The sequence below is a fragment of the Halobacillus sp. A1-3 genome (assembly GCF_050971765.1).
In the GTDB taxonomy this organism is placed as follows: domain Bacteria; phylum Bacillota; class Bacilli; order Bacillales; family Halobacillaceae; genus Halobacillus; species Halobacillus mangrovi_B.
Genome location: NZ_JBPCEO010000002.1, coordinates 232,462 through 254,965 on the forward strand (window position 1 = coordinate 232,462; position 22,504 = coordinate 254,965).

Annotated in this window: 19 protein-coding genes and 1 pseudogene; 6 read left to right on the top strand and 14 right to left on the bottom strand. The window is 39.7% G+C overall.

Annotation, left to right across the window (positions count from 1 at the left end; genetic code table 11):
• Positions 1 to 73: 73 nt before the first annotated feature.
• The 7 genes from ACRYKC_RS03955 to ACRYKC_RS03985 form a co-directional block, all read right to left on the bottom strand.
• On the bottom strand, positions 74 to 1,600 hold the full coding sequence (locus tag ACRYKC_RS03955) for a BCCT family transporter (RefSeq protein ID WP_433805375.1): 1,527 nt from the start codon (positions 1,598 to 1,600) through the stop codon (positions 74 to 76).
• Between the two features lie 190 nt (positions 1,601 to 1,790).
• Complete coding sequence (locus ACRYKC_RS03960; protein WP_433805376.1) at positions 1,791 to 4,754, bottom strand: carbohydrate binding domain-containing protein; 2,964 nt, start codon at positions 4,752 to 4,754, stop codon at positions 1,791 to 1,793.
• A 63-nt stretch (positions 4,755 to 4,817) separates the two neighbouring features.
• On the bottom strand, positions 4,818 to 6,164 hold the full coding sequence (locus tag ACRYKC_RS03965) for a GH1 family beta-glucosidase (RefSeq protein WP_433805378.1): 1,347 nt from the start codon (positions 6,162 to 6,164) through the stop codon (positions 4,818 to 4,820).
• Between the two features lie 42 nt (positions 6,165 to 6,206).
• Entirely contained in the window at positions 6,207 to 7,214 is a 1,008-nt protein-coding gene (locus ACRYKC_RS03970; RefSeq protein WP_433805379.1) for a LacI family DNA-binding transcriptional regulator, read from the bottom strand.
• Between the two features lie 73 nt (positions 7,215 to 7,287).
• Positions 7,288 to 8,127: a carbohydrate ABC transporter permease gene (locus ACRYKC_RS03975; protein ID WP_433805380.1), complete on the bottom strand. Its 840-nt coding sequence runs from the start codon at positions 8,125 to 8,127 to the stop codon at positions 7,288 to 7,290.
• Positions 8,124 to 9,077 (bottom strand): carbohydrate ABC transporter permease, encoded by a 954-nt coding sequence (locus ACRYKC_RS03980; RefSeq protein ID WP_433805381.1) that lies wholly within the window; start codon positions 9,075 to 9,077, stop codon positions 8,124 to 8,126. Before ACRYKC_RS03980 ends, ACRYKC_RS03975 begins: the two co-directional genes overlap by 4 nt.
• Before the next feature lie 60 nt (positions 9,078 to 9,137).
• Positions 9,138 to 10,424 carry an ABC transporter substrate-binding protein gene (locus ACRYKC_RS03985; RefSeq protein ID WP_433805382.1) on the bottom strand — a complete coding sequence of 429 codons (1,287 nt, stop codon included), beginning with the start codon at positions 10,422 to 10,424 and terminating at the stop codon, positions 9,138 to 9,140.
• Positions 10,425 to 10,708: 284 nt separating this feature from the next.
• Here ACRYKC_RS03985 and ACRYKC_RS03990 point away from each other — a divergent pair, with 284 nt between their 5' ends.
• Both ACRYKC_RS03990 and ACRYKC_RS03995 read left to right on the top strand, forming a co-directional pair.
• Entirely contained in the window at positions 10,709 to 11,122 is a 414-nt protein-coding gene (locus ACRYKC_RS03990; protein WP_433805383.1) for an RrF2 family transcriptional regulator, read from the top strand.
• 114 nt (positions 11,123 to 11,236) lie between these two features.
• Positions 11,237 to 11,944: a nitroreductase family protein gene (locus ACRYKC_RS03995; protein ID WP_433805384.1), complete on the top strand. Its 708-nt coding sequence runs from the start codon at positions 11,237 to 11,239 to the stop codon at positions 11,942 to 11,944.
• Between the two features lie 105 nt (positions 11,945 to 12,049).
• On the opposite strand, the gene ACRYKC_RS04000 is transcribed toward ACRYKC_RS03995, so the two are convergent.
• The 3 genes from ACRYKC_RS04000 to ACRYKC_RS04010 all read right to left on the bottom strand — a co-directional run bounded on the left by ACRYKC_RS04000 (position 12,050) and on the right by ACRYKC_RS04010 (position 13,161).
• On the bottom strand, positions 12,050 to 12,532 hold the full coding sequence (locus ACRYKC_RS04000; protein WP_433805385.1) for a GyrI-like domain-containing protein: 483 nt from the start codon (positions 12,530 to 12,532) through the stop codon (positions 12,050 to 12,052).
• Positions 12,533 to 12,657: 125 nt separating this feature from the next.
• On the bottom strand, positions 12,658 to 12,882 hold the full coding sequence (locus ACRYKC_RS04005) for a DUF3953 domain-containing protein (protein WP_433805386.1): 225 nt from the start codon (positions 12,880 to 12,882) through the stop codon (positions 12,658 to 12,660).
• Positions 12,883 to 12,936: 54 nt separating this feature from the next.
• On the bottom strand, positions 12,937 to 13,161 hold the full coding sequence (locus ACRYKC_RS04010; protein WP_433805387.1) for a hypothetical protein: 225 nt from the start codon (positions 13,159 to 13,161) through the stop codon (positions 12,937 to 12,939).
• 326 nt (positions 13,162 to 13,487) lie between these two features.
• On the opposite strand from ACRYKC_RS04010, the gene ACRYKC_RS04015 reads away from it, so the two are divergent.
• Positions 13,488 to 13,949, top strand: coding sequence for a Crp/Fnr family transcriptional regulator (locus ACRYKC_RS04015; RefSeq protein ID WP_433805388.1), 462 nt, complete (start codon positions 13,488 to 13,490; stop codon positions 13,947 to 13,949).
• A gap of 343 nt (positions 13,950 to 14,292) precedes the next feature.
• On the opposite strand, the gene dacB is transcribed toward ACRYKC_RS04015, so the two are convergent.
• Positions 14,293 to 15,780, bottom strand: a complete 1,488-nt coding sequence (gene dacB / locus ACRYKC_RS04020; protein WP_433805389.1) for a D-alanyl-D-alanine carboxypeptidase/D-alanyl-D-alanine endopeptidase — start codon at positions 15,778 to 15,780, stop codon at positions 14,293 to 14,295.
• A 403-nt stretch (positions 15,781 to 16,183) separates the two neighbouring features.
• Here dacB and ACRYKC_RS04025 point away from each other — a divergent pair, with 403 nt between their 5' ends.
• Complete coding sequence (locus ACRYKC_RS04025; protein ID WP_433805390.1) at positions 16,184 to 17,422, top strand: dicarboxylate/amino acid:cation symporter; 1,239 nt, start codon at positions 16,184 to 16,186, stop codon at positions 17,420 to 17,422.
• 155 nt (positions 17,423 to 17,577) lie between these two features.
• On the opposite strand, the gene ACRYKC_RS04030 is transcribed toward ACRYKC_RS04025, so the two are convergent.
• Positions 17,578 to 18,165, bottom strand: coding sequence for a YdeI/OmpD-associated family protein (locus ACRYKC_RS04030; RefSeq protein ID WP_433805391.1), 588 nt, complete (start codon positions 18,163 to 18,165; stop codon positions 17,578 to 17,580).
• A gap of 381 nt (positions 18,166 to 18,546) precedes the next feature.
• Between ACRYKC_RS04030 and ACRYKC_RS04035 the strand changes: the two genes are divergently transcribed.
• A complete protein-coding gene (locus ACRYKC_RS04035; RefSeq protein WP_433805392.1) occupies positions 18,547 to 19,416 on the top strand; it encodes a DMT family transporter in 870 nt (289 codons plus the stop codon).
• Positions 19,417 to 19,585: 169 nt separating this feature from the next.
• Here the strand turns inward: ACRYKC_RS04035 and ACRYKC_RS04040 are convergent, their stop codons facing one another.
• Together ACRYKC_RS04040 and ACRYKC_RS04045 are read right to left on the bottom strand one after the other, a co-directional pair.
• Positions 19,586 to 20,320: an alpha/beta hydrolase gene (locus ACRYKC_RS04040; protein WP_433805394.1), complete on the bottom strand. Its 735-nt coding sequence runs from the start codon at positions 20,318 to 20,320 to the stop codon at positions 19,586 to 19,588.
• Between the two features lie 231 nt (positions 20,321 to 20,551).
• Positions 20,552 to 21,193 carry a hypothetical protein gene (locus ACRYKC_RS04045; RefSeq protein ID WP_433805395.1) on the bottom strand — a complete coding sequence of 214 codons (642 nt, stop codon included), beginning with the start codon at positions 21,191 to 21,193 and terminating at the stop codon, positions 20,552 to 20,554.
• 261 nt (positions 21,194 to 21,454) lie between these two features.
• On the opposite strand from ACRYKC_RS04045, the pseudogene ACRYKC_RS04050 reads away from it, so the two are divergent.
• Positions 21,455 to 22,326: pseudogene (locus ACRYKC_RS04050) on the top strand (DMT family transporter).
• The last annotated feature ends 178 nt before the right edge of the window (positions 22,327 to 22,504 follow it).

Sequence of the window (22,504 nt, forward strand, 5' to 3'; positions counted from 1 at the left end):
CAATAGGTAATACTAAAAAATTAAAAAATCCAGAAGCTTAATTAGCTTCTGGATCAATTTGTTGGTGATTTACTTATGAAGATTTCTTCCTGACTTCCTTTTCTCTTCTGAACTTACTACTCCTTGAAACTTCCTGATTGGCAGCTTTAAAGAACGAAGCTCCCATCAGAATAAGCACGAGTGAAAAAGGCAAAGCAGATATAATTAGGATATTCTGCAGCCCTTGAGTTCCGCCAAAATAAACGATGATAGCCGCCATGGAGGACAGCATAACACCCCAGACAATTTTCACGGTACTGGAAGGTTCTAAAGATCCCGATGAACTAAGCATCCCTAAAACGAAAGTTGCCGAATCAGCAGAAGTTATGAAGAAGATGGCAATGACAAAAATGGTGATGAAGGACATTAATGTACCTAAAGGATATTGCTCCAACACTCCAAAGGTTGCTGTTTCAAGAGCGTACTTCGAAATTTCAGCTACACCGTTTTGCTCGAGCTCAAGCGCAGAAACACCGAAGACCGCAAAGAAAATAAAGCAAACGAGCGACGGAACAATCAGCACCCCAAGCATGAATTCTTTCAACGTACGTCCTTTTGAAATACGGGCGATGAAGATACCGACAAAAGGAGACCAGGATATCCACCAGGCCCAGTAAAAGATCGTCCAGCTGTTGATCCATCCCCTGTTATCTTCATTTAATGGAGCTATTCGAAAGCTCATTTCAATAAAGTTCGTCATGTAATTTCCAAGCGATGCAGTGAACATATTCAATATGTGGAGAGTCGGTCCTACGATAAACAATAGAAGCAGCAAAAAGAAGCCGAGCCCCATGTTAATGTTGCTTAAATATTTTATCCCTTTATGAATTCCGGAATAAGCAGAAACGATAAATAGAACAGTAGCCACAGTTAAAATAATCAGCTGGAATCCATAGTTACTCGGCGTATTGAATAAAAAGGATAGACCTTCGTTAATCTGAGCAGATCCGAATCCTAGAGTTGCCGCTACACCTACAACGGTTGCAAAAACGGCTAATGTATCGACGAGCTTTCCAAAAATTCCATTCATTCGCTTTTCCCCAAACAAAGGAACTAGTGTGGCACTCACCAATCCCGGATAGCCTTTATGGAATTTGAAATAGGCAAGTACTAACGCGATAATTCCATAGACCGCCCAGGCAGAGATCCCCCAATGAAAAAAAGAATACTGCAAGGAGTCTTTGATCGCTTGATCTGAACCGAGCTCTGCCCTTGGAGAACTTTTGAACGCATGCGAAATTGGCTCAGCCGTAGTCCAGAAAACCATCCCCATTCCCATGCCTGCGCTGAATAGCATTGCAAACCAAGTCGGAAGGTTAAAATCAGGCTTTTCACCTTCTTTTCCTAGTCGCAGCTTTCCGAACCTGGAAAAGGTCAGGTAAACGCAAAAAAGAAATATGCAGGCCACGAGTAATAAATAGTACCATCCAAATTTATCTGATATGTATGAAGTAGCTGTACTGGAAACTGATTCTAAATGAGAAGGAGCGACAACTCCCCAGATGACAAACACGGAACAAAGAGTGACCGCGTACCAGAATACTGCAGTGACGTTTTTCATAAATCCACCTCTTCTATTGTTGTAACAACCATTCACTGATTGGATTGCAATATTGTAAATACCACTAGCTAAAAACTGGTAAACCACTTTTTATTTTTCCAGAAAAATATTTAGTGCATTTATGAATCAACCATTTACTTTCTTCACACAAGAAAACACGACCCTTAAAGAGAGTCGTGTTCTTCCTTAGTTATTTAACTTCAAGTGATACGTCATCGATAGAAATTTCATGACTTTCAGCTAATTGCCCCATCAAAAACTTAAGTGAGGCCGTGTCATCCGCTGTCATATCCCAATCAAACTCGTACGTCTGCATATCTTCAGTTAGAGAAACGACTTCGCTAAAGTAGCGATAGTAAGAGGCATTCTCTATCGTCACCTCAATGTTTCTCGGGATACTAGATTTGGCTTTAAAGGATAGAGTATACGTAATGTCTTTGCTTAACGAAAGCCCAGGTTGTTCTACTAGAACACTCCATGCTTCATTTCCCGCATTCTCAATATCTACTTTCAACTCTTCATCAATGGTCGACACATTCGCTTGTGCATCAAAGTGAATGTATGGAGACCAGGCTTCCATCCCGTTCGCAAAGTCTCCATTCTTCAATGGCTGAAGCTCCACGGAGTTGGATGTTTGCACAAGTCTTACATCATCTAAGTAGACCACTTCCGATTGGCCTCCAAGTTTGAAAAGCAGCTGTGATTCTAAGTCTGTAATGGTGTCAGGCATTTGGAACGTAACGGTGTGAGATTTCATTTCCTTAGAAAGATCGATCATTTCTGATGAATAACTCTCTGCTCCATCTTGACTGACGAAGTCTACTTCAAGGGACCTTTCTTTGTCTGCTCGAGCATTAAAAGTAAATTCATATTCCTGACCCTCCTGCAATTGAAGTCCAGTTTGTTTGAATATGAGGTCTTCAGGATCATCGCCTTTATCTAAAGGTTCAATTTTCGCTTCCCGTGTTTCCTCTGAGACACTTACCTCTGCTGAAGCTCCATTTTGAGAAATCAATTCCCAATAGTTGAGACGGGTCATATCCCCCTGGTCGAACGTTCCGTTATAAATACGGTTTCCGTCACTTAAAGGAGTCTTGGAAGTTGTTTCCTCCTGCTGACCGGTAACATCTTCTACACGAACATTTCCAATCCATACAGGTGCGGTTCCATTGCTACCCATATTAAATTCAAGTCTCGCGCCTAAATCTGTATCCTGATTCAGGGTGAAAGAGTAATTGTAAGACTGAACGGAGTCACTAAGCTGGAAGGTCTTCTCTCCAGAATAACTCGCATAGCCCCTTTCAGCTCCACCTGAAACTTTTGTCATCAAATTACGGTTCGTGTTCGATTTGGCATCAAAAGTCACTTCGTAGGTATGACCTTTCAAGATGGCAACCTTCTGAATCTGCTGCAAGGACCACAAAGCGTTTCCAGGGTTTTCAATTGTTGTCTTCGCGAACCGCTCTCCGTCAACTTCTGTAGTCGTCAGTGTACCCTGTCCCTCAAAGTTAGGTAGTTTTACAAAATTCCAATAGAGGGGATCAAGAGATTTTTCCGGTTGATCTACGATAGTAATTGGTTTCTCGTAAGTTTGATCATAAATCAAATTCCCATTCTCTAACGGCTGTTTTGCGTCCTCTGGCAGCTCTTCATCTTCAACTACCGGTTCAACAGGTTCTTGATAATCTCGTCCTGTCAGTTCATAGACTCTTACATAATCCACTTCCATTTCTCCAGGAAATTCAGTGGTTTCATCAGGGTTTCCACCATACCAGCCGCCAACAGCTAGATTCAGAATCATATAGAATTCTTGATCGAACGGTGCTGGATAGGCAAACTTATCTGCCTTATTGGTCCCTTTACTGAACCAGTCGTTTAATGTCTGATACAGATTACCATCTACATACCAACGGATTTCTCCTGGTTCCCACTCTACAGAGTATGTATGGAATCCAGTAATATCTTCTCCTTCTGGGAAGTGGTATTCCGTTCCAGTATAGGTGTTATTCGGGTATTCCTCACCATAGTGAATTGTACCGCCAACTTTGGTTGGGTCGCCGCCTGCTGCCTCCATAATGTCGATTTCACCGGACACAGGCCATGAGCCGTAAACATCATCTTCAGGCATCATCCAAAAAGCCGGCCAATACCCCTGTCCTTCTGGCAATTTCATTTTAGCTTCGAACTTCCCGTACTTTTTACTGAAAAGTCCTTTTGTCTTTAACTTTGCTGAAGTGTAGTCATAGGTTCCATATTCACCTTCAATAGGCTCTTCTTCTTTTTGAGCTTTAATAACAAGTTTCCCGTCCTCTGTGTAGGAGTTCTCACTTGAGTCTGTATAGTACTCCAACTCATTATTTCCCCAGCCAGGTGCCACAGGTTCACCTTCTTCATCTATGATCCAGTTTCCAATATCATAGTCCCATTTATCACGGTCAATCTGATTGGATATAAACTCATCAGCCCAAACGAGCGACCAATCTGAGTTTTCCTTAGATGCATCAAAGACACGCACATCATTTAATTCTGAATCAATGGTTAAAACATCATTTTGAATCGAATGATCAATATAAACGGTCCCCGTCACAGTAATTTCTTCTAACACAATATTTTTACCGCTCGTGATTACTAGATCCCCGTTTATTGTACTTTGCGAGAGTGTGACATTAGAGTGGTTGATCCAAGCGTTCCCCTGAACCTCTTCTCCTTCATATTTTCCTTTCTTGTCATAATAAGCTTCTATAAAAGAAGCGGACATAGATAGAACATCTGAACGTTTTACTGGCTTGTCAGACTCTTGATGCTGATTGAATTCATTTTCTAGTTGTGATGGAAGCAAGCGATCGCTGATTTCCTTGGCTTCCTTTTGCTTGATGACCTTGTTCAGATTTATTTGTTGACCACTTACATCTTGAATGGTTTGTATGACCTCTCTCGTCTCAATCCCAAACAAGTTGCCGAGAAAGGCAGCATACTCTTGATACGACATCGCTGCCTGATGATTCTTCTGTTCCTTCAAACCTTCCAACCATTCGCTCTCATATTTATACTCTTTTGATTCGCCATTCTTTGCTGAAGATTTTTCAGCTTGTACGGGTGAAAAACTCCCAAGGACAATCAGCACCGCCATGAAACAACAGAAAATTTTATTCAAACAAGCTCCTCCTTTGATTATTGTACAATCAGGAAACCGGTTTCGTTAATTATCAAAAAAATTTTATCGTTCAAACCACTTGTTCGTTACCGTTTGTTTATACCAGTAATAGCTGTCTTTTCTCGTCCGTTCAAAGGTTCTGAAATTGACATGAATGATCCCGAACCGCTTCTCATACCCTTCAGCCCATTCAAAATTATCAAGCAATGACCAGACAATATATCCTTTGATTGGTACGCCGGCTTGGATAGCTCTTTGCAAGGACGTCAGATGCTGTTTTAAATAATCGATCCGCTCCTGATCGTTCACTGTTCCATTTTCAACTTCGTGGTTATAGCAAGCACCGTTCTCCGTAATATAGATTGGTACATCCCCGTAAGTTTCGTGAATATTAGTGAGGACTCGATAAAAGCCATCCGCATAAATTGGCCATCCGATATCTGTCCGACGCTCGTCCAAAGGAATTTCTTCAACCTGGAACAAACCTCCATCTTCTTTGTAACGACCAAGACTGCCCGTGTAATAGTTGAGACCCATAAAATCAATTGGTTGTGAAATGACGTCCAGATCGCCTTCTTCCAATTTCAAAACTGCCTGATGTTCTTCAAAAAGGTGAACTAGCTCTTCTGGATAAGATCCTTTGAATACCGGATCCATGAACCATTCCTTTTGCCACATCATCGAACGTTCACATGCCTTTTTGTCTGCTTCAGATGGAGTGTAAGGCTGCAGCCAACCAACATTTGGTGCATAGCCGATTTCACCATCGGGAACGAGTTCTCTAAAGGATTGTACTGCCTTTCCATGAGCGAGCAATAAATGGTGCGCAACATCCACACCAGCTTGCAAATCTGTCTTCCCTGGAGCATGAATGCCTAAGTAGTTTGATAGAAACGAAGCGCACCAGGGTTCATTAATTGTAATCCATTTCTTTACCCGATCTCCAAATTCATTGAACATGGCAACCGCATAGTCATGGAATGCATCTGTTGTCGCTCTGCTTTCCCAGCCTCCGTTTTCTTGTAAAACTTGGGGAAGATCCCAATGATAGAGTGTAATCATAGGCTCTATCCCGTTCTCAAGAAGCTCATCTATCAAATTGCTGTAGTAAGCAACCCCTTTTGGATTGAGATCACCGGTTCCTTGAGGGATGACCCTCGACCAGGAAATCGAAAACCTGTATAGATCTACACCTAAATCTTTAAGATGCTGAACGTCTTCTTTATAGCGGTGATAGCTATCGCAAGCTTCATCCCCATGGTCTCCGTTTTTAACGTTGCCAGGAGCATGAGCAAATGTATCCCAAATCGAAGGTGTGCGTCCGTCTTTATGAGCCGCACCTTCGATTTGATAGGAAGCGGTGGCCGCTCCCCACTTTAATGTATCTGGAAATTGTATTGTAATTGTCATCTGTAAAACCTCCAACACTTTATGAAGGAATGGCTTATTTCTCTATACGCTAGATGACCGAATGACTAGCTCAGGATCCACTTTAACTGGGTAAATGTCCTCGTTTTCCTGAATGAGATCATCAAGCATATAGGCAGCCAGTTTCCCTAGTTTTTGTTTGTCTTGCTTCACGGTTGTTAAGGGTGGATCACTGTAACGGCAGGATTCAATATCATCACAGCCTATTAATTGAATATCTTCAGGAACAGACATTCCTTTTTCTTTAATGGCTTTCAACGCTCCTAACGCCATCATGTCAGAGGCAGCAAACACAGCTTGAGGTAATTCATCAGTCTCTAAGATCTGTTTCATAGCTTGATAGCCGCTCTCTTCAAAGAAGTCCCCGTATTTAATCCAACCTTCATGAATCGGTAACCCGAATTGCTTCATCCCTTCCATGAAGCCTTCATTCCTGATTCCCGCAATCAAGGAATCAGGCTTTCCTCCGATGTAAGCCACTTTCCGAATTTGATTCAAGTAGAGATGTTCCACCACTTTTAACCCGATTTTTGTATTATCCGTCATGATGTAACTAGAGCGAGGTCCCTCTAATTTCAAGTCGATTCCCATACAAGGAATGTCGCTTTTCGTAATTTCTTTAACCTCTTCTTCAATCTCATCCCCTGCAATGATAAGACACCCGTCTACGTGGAAATGTTTACAACGTTCTAAGTACTTGCTTTCTCCTTTGTAAAACTTCTCATTTGAAAACAAAAGGATGTCATAACCTAAACCGCCTACCGACTTTTTAAAAGCGTTGACCACCTCATTGAAGAACGGGTGTGTAAAATCAACATTGATTTTACCGGCATAGATCAATCCAATTAAATTGGATTTTTTAGTCGCTAATGATTTTGCAGAAAATGTTGGCTGATACTTTGTGTCCTCTATGATTTTATAAACTTTTTCACGAGTTGCTTCGCTGATTCCTCCATAATTGTTGATAATTTTGGATACAGTGGCTGGTGATACCCCAGCCATTTTAGCGATATCTCTGATTGTTAAGTCCATCCGTTACAGCTCCTTACACATATCCAAGTTTCTTATTTCTATATTGTACCAACAATTAGAGGGAGTAGCATGGTTATTTGATCGACCCTTCTGTGATACTTGAAATAAACCATTTATTAAAGAAAAGAAATATAACAATCAATGGAACAGTTGCCCAGAATACTCCGGAAAGCAGCATTCCAAAATCAACTCTAAACGCATTGTTTAAAGATGCTAGAGCCACTTGCAGTGTATAGGATGATGGGTCACGAAGTACGGTAAATTGCCATAAGAATTCGCCCCATACAAGAGTGAACACGATAATACCAAGCGTTGCAAATGCCGGCTTAACGATCGGCAATACGATACTCCAATAAATCCGGAAATTCGAGCACCCATCTAGTTTAGCCGCTTCCATCAATTCATCAGGCACCGACTGGCTGATATATTGCCGCATAAGGAAGATCCCCAGTGGATTCAGCAAGAAAATCACTCCAGCTCCCAGCAGTGTATCCAACCACCCTAGTTGAGAGATTAGATAATATTGAGGAATTAACCCTAATTGCGGCGGAATAACCATTGTAAGCAGAATACAAATGAACAAAAAGTTCTTACCAGGAAATTCAAATTTCGCAAAAGCGTAACCTGCCAGTGAACTGATGATCAAGACCGCCGCGGTGACGGTCGTACATAGTAGGATCGTATTCCACATCGCCTGGAAGAATGGAATCATATCTAACACTTTTTGGAAATTCTCGACAAGCATCCCTCCTGGAAGGATCGTCGGCGGAATTGAATTATAAGCCGCACTTGGTCTTGTGGCCATGACGAACATCCAATAAAACGGGAATAGAGATAGTAGAGAAGCAATCGTCAGCACAACATAAATCGGGATTGTACTCTTATTCAACTTTCTTTGGTATTGCTGCTTCATGATTTTGCACCTCGCTTCTTGCTGCCTGCTCCAGAAGTGAGCCATGTATTCAGTGCAGCCGCTCCGACAATAATGATTAACAACAAGACCGCAGTAGCTGATGCTGTACCGAAGGAGCCTAAGTTAAAGGCATCTCGATATAAGTACATGACTACAGTCATTGCCTCATCACGACTGAATGCCGATGAACCTAAGAAAACGGTTGGTTCTGCAAATAGCTGCAAAGCTCCTACTGTGGACATAAATACTGTCAGCACAATAAATGGCTTCAATAATGGAATCGTAATATGAAAGAATTGCTGGACTTTATTCGCTCCATCAATCGTTGCTGCCTCATACAAATCTTTCGGAATACTTTGAAGACCAGCCAAATAGATGATGGTGTTATATCCGACCCAGCGCCAAAATACCATGAGTGAAATCGCAATTTTCGCTCCCCACTCGGAGGTCTTCCAACTGACAGGGTCAAACCCAAACCAACCAATTACATAGTTAGCAAGAGCACTCTCATTGCTGCTGAAAAATACACCGAAAACTAATGCCACAGCTACCATGGAGGTGATATACGGCATAAAAATTGTTACTCTGAAAAAATTCGTGAAACGTATGACTGCCATATTTAAAAAGTAGGCTAAAATAATCCCTACTATTAATTGTGGAGCCGTCCCCATTAACCCCATAAGGACTGTGTTATATAACGACTTCCAAAACAAAGGATCCTGTAGAACAATAACAAAGTTGTTCATACCTACAAATTCCATTTCACCTAAACCATTCCACTTTTGAAAAGCAAGGACAATACTAAAAATGGCTGGATAAAGTCCAATGATGCCAAAAACGATAAAGAAAGGAGCCACATATAAATATCCTGAGATCATATCCTTCTTTTTCTCAGATAACTTTTTGGCTTTTACCGTAGATGCTCTTGCTTGCTTGTGTACGTTCTCCAAACTTTCTCCCCCCTTATGTAATCAGGGCTAGATGAAAGCTTCATCCAGCCCGATTGACTTTTATCTTTTCATCAGATCTTCTATACGCTTGACGGCTGCCTCCCACTCTTTCTCAGGATCTCCGCCTTCTTGCACATTACGTAACGCAGTTAAAATTTCATTGTTCACCGTAACGTATTTTGGTCCTTTGTAAACTTCAGGAATTTGCTTAGCAGCTTCAGCGAAGTATTTCGCTGTATTTTGGCCCCCAAAGTATTCATCTGCATTGTTCTTGAACTCTTCCATTTCATACACAGATGGTGCGGATGGGAATAGTCCACTTTCTACAAAAGATTTCAGTTGGTTTTCAGGAGATAGAAGCCATTTCGAGAATTCGTATGCTGCTTTCTCATGTTCCGTTTCTGCAGGAATTGCTACATAAGATCCGCCCCAGTTACCTGCAAATTGTTCTGGTAATGTGGTCACGCGCCATTTTCCTTCGCCTTCAGGAGCATTTTCTGTCATGTATCCTTTCAACCAGGCTGGTGCCATTTCTACAGCAAAACCACCTTTATTCAAAGCGTTAGCCCACTCTGGTGTCCACATTTCAAAATTGCCAACGTATCCTTCTTGATCTAAATCTACAGCGAAGTCATACGCTTCTTTAACGCCAGTATCCCCTTCGCCAATCAATAGTTCACCATCACGGTTAAAGTAACTCACTTCTAACGCATCCATATGAGCACGAAATGCCATTTCCATGCTGTCTACCATTGGTTGACCAGTCTCATCAAGGACTTTCTTCGCCGCATCCTTGAATTCTTCAGGAGTTGAAATGACCTCGCTTACTTTATCTGGATCTGTTGGCAAGCTGGCTTTTTCAAATACATCTGTGTGATAATACATCGCTTTCGGTCCGATGTCTGTAGGAAGACCGAACAAGAAATCACCTTCCCCATTCTCAGCACCGTTCCATTTCCAGTCTAAGTATTGATCCTGGATTTCTTCAGCACCTAAATCATATAAGTTCACAAAACGATCTTGCGCTTCACGGTATCGGTCTAGTTGATCCACTTCGATCATTGCTAAGTCAGGAGCTCCCGTACCAGCAGAAATCGCTGTGAACAGACTATTGTGGTGATCCCCAAGCTCTGATGTCTTCACATTGATTTTCACGTTAGGATTTTCTTTTTCATATTCTTTAGCCAATGCTTCATAGTTGGTTGCGCCAAATACCCAAAAGTCTAACGTAATTTCCTTGTCCCCTTGACCTTCACCTGATGCAGAGTCTTCGCCTCCGCTACAAGCAAATAGAAATGCGCTTATACTAAGTAACAGGACAGCCAGCAAACCTTTTTTTAAATTCATTTGTTTAACCCCTCCAAATAGACTTTTCGTCCCTATCCCAAATGTTTCTTGTTTACGAAACCGGTTTCGTAAACGTCTAAAAAAAATCAATTGATTTATTGCGTTGAGTTGATTATATCGAGAATTGAATCCGTTTTCAAGAACTTTTTCAGAAAATTAGACAGATTTACGCATATTTTTAGTAAACCGGTTTCGTTACCTTGTTATTATCCCTTCTCTCCGTTAGTGTTTTGACTTTATTCCTACTATGAATCAAAATAGAGTAGAACGAAGAGGTGAAACATATGGCAGAAAAAGTTTCTAATACTAGATGGTTCGGCATGGCGTTAAAAGCATTGATTGTTTTAGCCAGTAACGAAGGCCTCTGCCCAAGTGGTAAATTAGCAGAAAAGCTTGAATCCAAATCAGTATTTTTAAGAAAAATCTTAACTCATTTAGTTAAGGCTGGCTTAATTCAGGCAAAAGAAGGCCGAGACGGTGGGTATTCGCTGGTTAAAGCACCAGAAAAAATCACTCTTTCAGAAGTTTATGAAGCGATGAAGGTAGAGACATTTCCGAGAGAATTTTTAAGCGTTGAAAGTAAAGAATGCTTTACTCCTTCTACTAGGGATGCCCTTTGTGAACTACGCGACGAAATGGAAACCTGGATTCTTGAAGGGTTAGAACAAAAAACCATAGCTGATCTCATGAAAAAGTAAAACGAAACCGTTTATGGTTTCGTTTTTTTAGTAAGTAACTGTATTTGACAAAAGAACAGTTAGAGAATTATACTTTTCCTGTATTAATTACAGTTTACAAAGGAGAGCTGCTTTATGACTCAGAAAACGATGAGTAAGGACGAGTATTTAAATAAAGTGAAAGATCTAGATATAACCAGCGAAGCACCTAAAGTGCTAGAGAACACTGATTTTCTAACTGTAGCTAAGGAGCGCCGCTCTGTTCGTCAATATGATGCAGACTATAAAATAGAAGAAAGCGAGATTCGTGAATTGTTAGAAACAGCTATTCTCGCTCCATCCTCCTCTAACTTGCAGCCATGGAGATTTCTTGTCATTGAAGATCAATCGGAGAAGGAAAAACTTTCCCCTATTGCCAATGGGCAGCAGCAAATCACAGAAGCTTCTGTTGTAGTGGCTGTGCTAGGTGATAAAAAAGCTTATAAAAATGCGGATCAAATCTACAGCCAAATCGCTGAAAAAGGCAACATGCCTGAAGATATTAAAGAAATGTATGTAAACAGCATTTTGGAGAATTACGGCAACTTTTCTGAGGAGAAATTAACTCGTATTGCCATGATTGACGGCGGGCTTGTATCCATGCAGCTTATGCTTGCGGCTAAAGCGAAAGGGTATGATACTGTTCCAATGGGTGGGTTTGATGAAGCAGAATTTGTGAAAGCCTTCGATGTTCCAGATGACTACGAACCCGTTATGCTGATCTCGCTTGGTAAAGGGAAAAAAGCAGGATTTGAAAAAACTCGTTTGCCTTTAGATGATGTTCTTCAGTGGAATCGCTATTAAAAAAGGGATAGCGGTTGAATTAGTTATTCAATAATGTTCAACTAAGTTCACACATAAAGCTTCTAAATAATAAGATAGCACACCTTTTCGTGTCGAAAGGTGTGCTTATTTATTCTTGACCGGTATCCAAACTTCTTCTACTGCATTAGAGTCCATAGGATTGTATTCTTTTGTGAAACGTTCAAAATGCTCCCTGTTGTCTACAAGATAGTTGGATGATGGCAGCCATTCCTCGTAAAACGATTGTAATGTCTTATGAAATTCACTCGCAGGCCCATGGTGATAAAACATAACGTAAAGACCTCCATTGAGAATTATCGGCTCGAGTTCATCTTGTTTTTCATCAAACTCTCGCACTTCAACTACTGCCCACTTTTGAAACGGAGTGTCTGGTGTAAAACGAGCAGGATCAAATTTCTCATCGAAAACTTTCATATTATAAAGATTATCATCAATTCGATCCTTGATCGTTTTGTGTTTAGGCATAAAGCTTCTCCAAAGCTCAACGGTACGATCCTCGTTTAAAGACATTTGCTTCGATTTACCGATTAGTTTCTTTGCTTCTAACTGGATCAGTTTTGGAGTCATCTTATATATCCTTCCATTATGTTTATTGTTCAAGCCGATTCCTTCTATTTATAAAAGTAGTTTTCCAAGTAAATCAGAAAGAGAAATATAATAATCTTTTAGAGTAAATTTAGTTTCAATGCTCATTAAATGGTGAGAATGACAATTGTGAGAACGAAGGCAGAAGTAACAAAGGAGGCAACTGCGTTCGCATTCCTGCCTTTTCCAAGTTCATGAGCTCCTGAAGCTAATAACATAAGGCCTAAAAAAGTTAACATGAATGGTGTTAAATGGCTGTTCCCTGTTAAAAACACATAAGCGGCTAAAGAAAGTGTTATAAGCGCAAAAATGATTCTGAATATATTTGCCATGACCGGTCCCCTCTCTTTTAATCGAATGATAATTGAATGATAAAATGTAAGAAGTTAATTCTTTCTCTTCCAGTCCTCATAAAACCTTTTTAATACAGACTTAATTTCCATTAAGGTAAGTAATAATAAGAGAAGCATCATGAATGTAACCATTTCACCAGTAAAAAATGAAAGAATACCGATAATAACAATCCAGAACCAAAAATATTTATCATTCATAGGGCGCCACCCATTCCCTTCAATCGCAACTACTTGATCATAACTATTACAGAATTTCATGCATGAGAAGTGAATACCCCTTCTTATTTCCAATTATTTCAAAACGTATGAGTATACTCAAGATTTTTATAGTTATTACTTACAAAAAACGGGCTTTTTCTTATCCTACAGAGTTGAGTCCCATTAAGCTAAGTGAAATTAAAACTGGGACAGATCTGAATAATTCATGCTCACCTATCCACAACTGGACATTTTTTCATAAATTTTTCCTATTCCGTGTTGCTAATAAGGATAACATGGTGATACGGTAAAGGTATATACCTAATACACCTTTGAACTTTTGCTTAACAGATAGATCAAATAAATGAGTTCATAAGGAGGAGAGTATGAACACGGGTTTAGATTACAAACGTGATATAGAATTGATGTCTAATGATTTGACGTTTTTGTTGAAATCCTCAAGTACGTGTAAAAAGATTCCTAAAGGTACCTACCTATTTCAAGAAGGTGAAGACGCATGCGAACTTTACCTTATCCAGTCAGGCCTTTTTCAAATCAGTAAACTTACGATGGATGGAAAAGAATTGACGATGCGGATTTCAAAAAAGAATGATCTGATTGGGGAATTGATTTTATTTGCCGACAAATCCAAATATATGCTGAGTGCCCTGGCACTAGAAGAAAGTGAAGTCCTAGTCGTCAAAAAAAGTTATTTAGAAAAAGAATTGACTCGCAAAGCTTCATTAACTTTAGAATTTATGAGGTTTTTCTTCCTCTACTTCTCTGTACAAGCCTTCCTCTTCAGACTTGGCATGCTGAAGGGTCCGGGATTCCCAGTGTTCTACTAAAATGAAACTCACTTCTTTCGCTTTATTCATCTCTCTCTTTTCCATTAGTTCTTCTACCAACTCAGTCAATTCTTCTGCTTCTAATAGAGCCGCTTCGTGGATAGCGGAATGACTATCCACTTTTCTCAATGCTGGTCCTGACATCCACTCACAACCTTTCGAATTGTCGATTTGCTGTCATTATCTATGCAGAAAAAATTTTTGACTATGATTTATATCACACCCTTGGAGTAATGAAAGGCGGCTCTCTCAATTTTCTCCAATAAGGACTCTGCAAAGATGATGACCAGCCTGAAACAAAAAACGAGCTTTCCCTATCGAGAAAGCCCGCTTCTTCTTATTCTTATGGGTTCAGCTCATATTCCGCCAAAGTTACAGCAATTTGGTCTTCAATTACCTGGACCGATTCAAGATAATTGTTTAACACAACTGAGAAGATCAATTCTTCACCATCTGCAGACGTAACATATCCAGAAAGCGACGTCACACCTGTTAACGAGCCCGTTTTAGCACGCACATTATCTTCTGCTGCTGTCTCATCCATACGATAACGAAGCGTACCACCTACAAAACGTTCACTATTGCCTGCTACAGGAAGCGACTTCAAATAGGCCGGGAACCAATCTTTTTCTTTTACTTGATACAAAAGGTTTGAAATCTCATTGGCAGGCACCATATTGACATGAGACATACCCGACCCGTCACGAAGCCTCATCGTATCTGCATTCACTCCATTTGTATTCAAGAAATCTTCTACGACCTTCAAACCTTTATCCCAACTGCCTTCATCATGGACCATTTTCCCCATTTCTTTGATTAACACTTCAGCATGACCGTTGTTACTGATTTTCATAAACGGTATAAATAGTTCTTCCAAAGGGATGGACTCCTTCGAAACGATTATTTCAGCAGACTCAGGGGTTTTTCCGTCTACAACCTCTTTCCCTTTTACTTTAATTCCTTCTTGTTTTAATGCTTTACTAAAAAGATCGAGCGCAAGACCAGTCGGTTCAGAAACAGCAACCCAGGACCGAGAACGACTTCCATTCACTGGGATGGTACCCTCTACAACAATTTGATTTGTCCCGTGTTCTCGTTCAATGGAAATATCCTTGGACTGATCAGAGGACACTGTTTTTGCTCGATTGACGATTTCCACATGATCATTTTCAGGCGTTACCTTTATTTCAGCTGGTTCTCCCACTGCATGTGAAGGGTAGGCCGCAACAATGACAGTACCTGCATCATAATCTTCGTTCGGGGATGCGGTAAGTGCTGATATTTGAGAACCCGTATAATTGGTTTCATCGTTCCAGGAAATGTCTTCTGATAAACGAATATCGTCATACCATGTATCATCAGCTACGAGATTTCCTTTAACCTCCCTCATTCCTGCCTCTCTTAAGGATTGAGCCATAGCGTCAAAATCCTTTTCCATTAATGTTGGATCGCCTTTTCCTTTTAAGTATAAGTCTCCGTGAAGTTTATTTCCTTTTATCTCACCCTCTGCTAGTACCTCTGTCGTAAAAGTATATTCCGGTCCAAGGGTTTCAAGGGCTGCAGCTCCCGTTAGCAGCTTCATGTTCGAAGCGGGTTTTAGACGAAGATCAGCATCATGTTCATAGATCACTTCGCCAGTTTCAGCTAAACGGATACTCACTCCAGCAAGAGCACCGTCAAGCTTCTCATCCGCTAAAATCTCATTGATTTCTTCACCAAGGGCATCATTTTCTGCATTCACTTCTGTGTCTTCATACGTTTGATAAGGGGCGAGCATCAAGATTGCAACAAAAAACAGGACAGCCATTTGCTTACTTTTAAACGAGAACATAGTTATGTATCTTCCTCCTTGAAAATTATGGATACTACTAACATTAGCAGAAGTGACAGAAAATTATAATTATTTCCATGTTTTCCTTACAAAACAGGTCCATAGTCGTAGTTTGTGGTACATAACAATCCTTTAAACGGACTCAAAAGTTTAGTTTCCTAATGGCATCGGCAAGGCAGATATAAGTTGTGCAAAAAGAGGCAACTTCCACGGTTAGGAAGTTGCCTGATCTCAACCATATTCTTATGTCTATTCGTTCGTGTACGTTTTATTAACTTAACCCTCAGCTTTACTCCTCGCTCAACCAATCACACCATAAAACTACTTTCGCCTCAATGAAATCTCTTAATGAGAGCGACATTTACTGGTATACTAGTAACATTGTTTACATAGAGGTGAAATTATGAAAAAAATCTGGCATTTATACAAAAAATCTTCTTTTCTTTTAAAAATGACCATTGGCTTTTTACTCGGTATTGGGTCAGGAATTCTTATTGGACCCGAGATGGAAGTCGTTAAACCACTTGGCACGATCTTAATTAACTTATTAAACCTAGTGGCAGTACCTGTCATATTCCTTACTGTGGTCCTGGCTATTAATCAAATGAACCCTAAATACCTAGGAAGACTCGGTGGAAAGCTGCTTGTTTATTACGGACTTACAACAGCTGCAGCTGTATTAATTGGGGTTGGCCTTGCATTATGGATCACTCCAGGGGCAGGGCTCAGCCTCCCGAAAGCTCAAGTGGAAAAACCAGAAACGCCAGGCTTTACTGATGTCTTATTAAACATTGTTCCAGACAACTTGTTCCAAGCCTTTACTTCAGGGGAGCTAATGGGCATCCTGTTCCTCTCCGTCATCATAGGACTAACAATGGCCAAAATGCGATATTCAGATACACAAGAGTTGCAGCGTTCTGGGGAAAGGCTGCACAATCTGTTTTCCTCAGCGAATGACTTGTTCTTCCTATTATTACAGGGTATTCTCTTATATGCCCCGATCGGAATCTTTGCCATAGGGGCTTCCACCTTTGGCAGCCAGGGCTGGCAAACCTTTAAATCCCTGTTAGCATTCACCGGAGTCTTTTATCTGGGTGTCCTATTGTTGTGGTTATTGGTTTATACATCCTTCCTGAGATACGCACACGTAAATATTAAAGATTTTTTTGCTAAAACAAAGGATGCATATTTTACCGCGTTTTTTACATCAAGCAGTATCGCTTCTCTGCCGGTAGCCATAGAATCTGCTAAAAAAGCGGGCATTTCCGAACGGACTGTCAACTTCTCGCTTCCTATTGGAGCTGTGTTCAATTCAGACGGGGGAGCCCTACGCATGGGCGTGTCCATCGTATTCGCAGCAAATGTAACAGGATTAAATTTGTCCATCATGGACTTTATTACCATTGTGGTTATTGGTACATTGCTATCGATTGGGACAGCGGGTATTCCAGCTGCAGGCCTTGTCACATTGGCAGCAGTTCTTACTATGTTTAACCTGCCACTTGAAATCGTTGCCCTTATTGCCGGAGTCGATGTATTAATCGGCATGGCTGGGACAGCTTCCAACGTCCTTGGTGACATTGTCGGATCAGCTGTTGTCGACAAAAAGGAAACCAATCCACCTTCATCCCAAGCCCAATAATAAACTGTATAACTTTACAAGCATACCTTTTCAAAATCAATACAAATAAGCTCAGAGTATCTTATAGGACTCTGAGCTTTTCTTTTAAATGTAAAGTCATAGTCTCTGAAACCAATTCATTATAAAATTCTTTTCCTTATATTTGTCCTAATATACTAATCATTTAATCCCTTTCCATCGAGGATTTGCGATATATATTTTTCTACCCTTGCCTCTCGAGTTTTCGATTGTTTAGCTTTAGAAAAATAAAGACAGTAAGCTCTTTGCCGTCCAGGCGTCAGTGATTCAAAAGCCGTTTTCAATTCAGAGATTTCATTAAATTTATTTTGAAGTTCTTCCGGAATGTCTATTTCTTTTTTATACTCTACTTCTAATCCAGCTTTTTCAACTTCAATGGCTTCATCAATATAGTCTTTCAAAATGAATTCCATTTCTTCTATTTCTTTAATACTTTTAAATCGTATCTGGCGCGCCGCCTGTACATTTTCCGTTTGTTGAACTAGAAGGCCATGGCTATCCTTTAACAAGGCCCCTTTATGGAAGAGAAACGCGCAATAGTCTTTAAATCCATGGATTAAAACAACATTTTTATTTTGAAAGGTATAACAAGGTTTTCCCCACTTCAATTCTTCAGTCAGTTCACACTCAAGAGCGATATTTCTCAACTTGCCGAATTCTTTCTGCCATTGCTTAGAATTACTTAAAAACTCATCTACCTTAGGATTCATTGGACTATTAGTCATCAAAGAACACCTCTTTTTTTAGTTTCTTTCTACTCCTTTTTCACTTTACTTGAATATACATTAACCTTTAACAATTTTCTATGAGCCATACACATTAAATTAAAGGGTTACACAGTGAATAACTTGACATGAACTAAAATGGATTATTATGGCATTCCACCTGTATGAACACTTTTCAAGACTAAAGGACTAAGAGCTTTTCTTTAAACAATGGCTCTCTATTCAATATATTTTTGTTTGTTCAATTACTAGACTATTTCAGCGATTCCCTTCACCCCTGATTCTTTTGTAAAACGATAGGATGATGTTTGAATGTCCCCTTCAAATGGTATACCCCTAAGAATCAGCCTTTTAAAAAACTCTCGTAGAAGGAAGGATATTATGAAATATGGTGGAATACTTCTGGTTATGCTGGCGGCAATTCTTTGGGGGATTACCGGCGGGATAGCTAATATATTGATGAATAAAGGATGGGATCCTATAGTTATATCTTTTTACCGTGGAGCCGTAGGACTAATATGTGTTTTATTCTGGTTTCTTCTTCGCACAAAGCAAAATTGGCCAAGAGCTTCCTCTGTTTATTTATGGTCCACGCTTGCCGGAATCGGTGTTGCAGGAAACTTCACCTTTTATTTTCTAAGTATTGAAGCATCAAGTATCGCCATTGCAGCCACTTTAATGTACACAGCACCAGTGTTTGTACTGTTAGTTTCTTTTTTACTAAGGATAGAACGTTCAACATGGACAAAATGGGGATCCATTATTTTAGTGCTTATCGGAATAATTTTGCTTACAGGTGCTTATAAATCTGGCTCTTCCTCTGTCACTTTACTAGGTATTGCCACAGGACTTGGTGCAGGTCTTTCTTATGCGTTGTTTATCTTTAGTTTTAAAAAGTCTTCCGCACTCACCAAGCCGCAAACTACATTAACCATTGCTTTTTTTGCATTTTGCTTAATCCTTTCACTATTTATGGACTCTCAAGAAGCCATTTCTGTTCTGACTTCCAGTGATATCTGGTGGTTTATTCTTCTAGGACTTGTCGGCGCAGGAATATCTTTCGTCCTCTATGTAATTGGAATCAATTGGACTGCTCCCTCGACTGCTTCTATGATCGCTATGGTAGAGCCAGTTACAGCTTCCTTATTCGGTGTGTTGCTGCTTAATGACAGTTTGACTTTCGTCCAAGTTATTGGAATGGTCCTTATATTAGTCACAATCACCATCTTGAGTGTCAAGCAGTCCGAATAATTAAAGACGGTCACGGGCACACCTTGTAACAGATTTGTACAACCTGTATAAAAACATAGAACATGAGGAGACCCTCATGTTCTATAACTATTTGTATGAACATTCCCAACTACTGCAGTAGTGCTTTGTTTATTGAAAACTCAATACTTTTTCTTACAAAATGAATTTATTAAATACAAGTAAATATTCTCGGAACCCTGCTTTTAAAGGAAGTATAATTATGTTCACCATCAACTATTACCGAATAGTTAAAGTTAGGTGTCTTTTCTCTTAATAGCCTAGCAACTTCTTCGTTCGAAGCTATAAATTTTCTGTTTATCTCCTCATCTTCTGCTTCTTTGTCTCCCCAGTCTAAGTAAAGCCTGTGAAGAGATGAAAGGTCAGATTCTCTGATAAGCTCTACTATTTGTTCTTGGTTACGCCAAAAAGCAGAAGAGAAAGCAACTACATTTTTAAAAATATGTGGATATTTACATGCTGCATAAACAGAAATCAGCCCTCCTAATGATATACCAGCCATTGAAGTTTTTTCTTTTATAGTTCTATACTCCGTATCAATAAAAGGCTTAAGTTCTTTAGCTATAAAGTCGATATATTGACCTCCTTTACCTCCTAGTTTGCATTTATATCCTAGAACTTGCTCGCTGTACTTCCCATTTATCCAGGGACAGTATTCATTAATTCTCTCTTCCGGATTTTGATCGATACCCACCACAATACTATTTAATTTATTTTTGTCTAAGTAATCTTCAAGAGATAATGAAACACCGCCAATTGCATCAGCATCCCTAAACACATTCTGACCATCGTGCATATATATGACAGGGTAACGTTTTTCATCACTCGGATTATAATTATTAGGGAGATAAACCCTCACTTTTCTTTTTACTTTAAAAGACTTCATTTGAACTTGCAGGATTTCTACCATGTAATCCCTCTTCTCTTGATCAACCTACTTCCAATATATATATAACCATTAATTGAACAATCTCTGGTTACCTAATTGTTAACTAAATTTTACACATAGATTGGTAAATAAAATATAAATTCTTGAATCAAGGCACCCCCTTCGTCAGGATGCAGGAATACGGTTGATGTGAACTGCAATTTTTTTGTAAAAGAGTGCGCTAAGTGGTTATAAACCATTATTTTCCGCCTTATAAAGTAGACCTTTCTCATTAAGTTTTGATTTTATCTCTTTTGCGAATGGAACATTATTTGCTATCACAAACTGCCAATTCTGTTCCTTTAGAAACTCTTCTCTTTCTCTTAGTTTCCTTATTTCTATTAAGTCTTCTAGTGATCTGTTAACTGGACTCGTATCATTCTTTGCTAACTGATCTCGATAATGCTTTCTGAAATCTTTTTCTGTACACTTATTGACTTTCATAAAATGTTTTCTTAGGTTCTGCCTTACAAAACCTCTCATGTTACTATCTTCTATTCTGCGAGTCACATGGTGTATATGCTTTAAATCGTGACAGGACTTACACAAAGACTGTACGTCTTTTAGGATTAATAAAAATTTCTCCTCGTCATAGCCCCATACTTCATGAGCTTGTAGTTTTTCTTCACCACGATAACCGCATATCTGGCATGTAAAATCACCATTCTTATGAACATGGTTACGAATGCAGTTCCATAGAGTACCAGGTATTGAATTCCTTACCGTTTTGTTCTGTGCATATGAAGGCTTTCGAATCTCCACAGTTAGCTTGAAATCAGACATAACAACCTCCGTGTGATACCAGATACTTTTAAATTCAACAATAAACATAAATTACCTTCTACATAAGATCAAGCAAACGAAATTAACCAATGTGTTCCGTAAAGTTCCCTATAAGACATATTAAATTAGATGTGAAGATTATGTTTGATTAGAGTAAAGGAATTACCATTTTTGCCTTCTAAAAAACATACGATTGATTAGGAACGTATAGAAAATGGTTTGGCTCCCATTATTATTAAACCCATTTTAGATTTCTAATTGAATAATTAAAACTTGTACCATCACCATTTTTTAAGAGGCATACAAATGATGAGATCCGTTGGTGTAAGCTTAGTTATTCTTGCGGCTATATTCTGGGGCGTTAGCGGAGGGATTGCAGATATTTTAATGAGCAAGGACTGGAATCCTATTGTGATTTCTCTTTATGGGGGGCTGTTGGCTTTGTTTGTTTTTTTGCATGGTTTCTTTTTCGCTTTAAACAAAATTGGACCTCCTCTACTCGTTTATACATGTGGTCCATATTGGCTGGGGTTGGTGTTGCTGGGAATTTCACCTTTTATTTTCTCACCATCCAAGCCTCAAGCGTGGCTGTTGCCGCTACTTTAATGTACACAGCACCGGTATTCGTCCTCGTCATTTCATTTTTATTACGAATAGAACGTTCGACTTGGTTTAAATGGGGCTGCATATTGGGTGTACTTATGGGGATTATCATGCTTACAGATGCCTACAATACCGATTCCTTATCAGTGGGTTACATAGGGGTGGCATCCGGACTTGCTGCAGGCCTCTCCTATGCATTATTTATATTCGGATTTAAGAACGCCTCGTCCATCGGAAAGACACAGACTACCTTAACCATCGCATTCTTTTCATTTTGTCTTATCCTTTTACTTATCGCTGACATGAGTGAAGTCGCTAAAGTGGTGATGTCAAACGACATAGGCTGGTTTTTGTTATTGGGGATCCTGGGGGCTGGAATTTCGTTTATAATTTATGTGATTCAGTGGACTGCCCCTACTACTGATTCAATGGTCGCTATGGTTGAGCCGGTAACAGCTTCCTTATTTGGCTTTTTGCTTATCGGGGATCATTTGAGCACCATTCAACTACTTGGAATGGTGCTCATCCTGTTTACGGTTATCGTACTTAGCGTGAAGAAGCCTCCTCACCCTCAATAAAAACGTACTAAAATCGGCGCCTTATATCGGTCTCGGACCCCCGCTAACTAATGCTTTAGTATATTGGGGGCAAGCGCAATAATTTTTAAATCGATTATAATGTTTCATGAATGAAGCTTCCCCGCCAACCATCCAATACTATTAAACAATTTTTTTAAAAAAGACGATGTAATCCATT

What these genes read in the sequence shown, in the direction of transcription:
- ACRYKC_RS03955 (WP_433805375.1), bottom strand. Translation starts at nt 1,600, where the DNA reads ATGAAAAACGTCACTGCAGTATTCTGGTACGCGGTCACTCTTTGTTCC.
- ACRYKC_RS03965 (WP_433805378.1), bottom strand. Translation starts at nt 6,164, where the DNA reads ATGACAATTACAATACAATTTCCAGATACATTAAAGTGGGGAGCGGCC.
- ACRYKC_RS03970 (WP_433805379.1), bottom strand. Translation starts at nt 7,214, where the DNA reads ATGGACTTAACAATCAGAGATATCGCTAAAATGGCTGGGGTATCACCA.
- ACRYKC_RS03975 (WP_433805380.1), bottom strand. Translation starts at nt 8,127, where the DNA reads ATGAAGCAGCAATACCAAAGAAAGTTGAATAAGAGTACAATCCCGATT.
- ACRYKC_RS03985 (WP_433805382.1), bottom strand. Translation starts at nt 10,424, where the DNA reads ATGAATTTAAAAAAAGGTTTGCTGGCTGTCCTGTTACTTAGTATAAGC.
- ACRYKC_RS03990 (WP_433805383.1), top strand. Translation starts at nt 10,709, where the DNA reads ATGGCAGAAAAAGTTTCTAATACTAGATGGTTCGGCATGGCGTTAAAA.
- ACRYKC_RS03995 (WP_433805384.1), top strand. Translation starts at nt 11,237, where the DNA reads ATGACTCAGAAAACGATGAGTAAGGACGAGTATTTAAATAAAGTGAAA.
- ACRYKC_RS04000 (WP_433805385.1), bottom strand. Translation starts at nt 12,532, where the DNA reads ATGACTCCAAAACTGATCCAGTTAGAAGCAAAGAAACTAATCGGTAAA.
- ACRYKC_RS04005 (WP_433805386.1), bottom strand. Translation starts at nt 12,882, where the DNA reads ATGGCAAATATATTCAGAATCATTTTTGCGCTTATAACACTTTCTTTA.
- ACRYKC_RS04010 (WP_433805387.1), bottom strand. Translation starts at nt 13,161, where the DNA reads ATGAAATTCTGTAATAGTTATGATCAAGTAGTTGCGATTGAAGGGAAT.
- ACRYKC_RS04015 (WP_433805388.1), top strand. Translation starts at nt 13,488, where the DNA reads ATGAACACGGGTTTAGATTACAAACGTGATATAGAATTGATGTCTAAT.
- dacB (WP_433805389.1), bottom strand. Translation starts at nt 15,780, where the DNA reads ATGTTCTCGTTTAAAAGTAAGCAAATGGCTGTCCTGTTTTTTGTTGCA.
- ACRYKC_RS04025 (WP_433805390.1), top strand. Translation starts at nt 16,184, where the DNA reads ATGAAAAAAATCTGGCATTTATACAAAAAATCTTCTTTTCTTTTAAAA.
- ACRYKC_RS04030 (WP_433805391.1), bottom strand. Translation starts at nt 18,165, where the DNA reads ATGACTAATAGTCCAATGAATCCTAAGGTAGATGAGTTTTTAAGTAAT.
- ACRYKC_RS04035 (WP_433805392.1), top strand. Translation starts at nt 18,547, where the DNA reads ATGAAATATGGTGGAATACTTCTGGTTATGCTGGCGGCAATTCTTTGG.
- ACRYKC_RS04040 (WP_433805394.1), bottom strand. Translation starts at nt 20,320, where the DNA reads ATGAAGTCTTTTAAAGTAAAAAGAAAAGTGAGGGTTTATCTCCCTAAT.
- ACRYKC_RS04045 (WP_433805395.1), bottom strand. Translation starts at nt 21,193, where the DNA reads ATGTTTATTGTTGAATTTAAAAGTATCTGGTATCACACGGAGGTTGTT.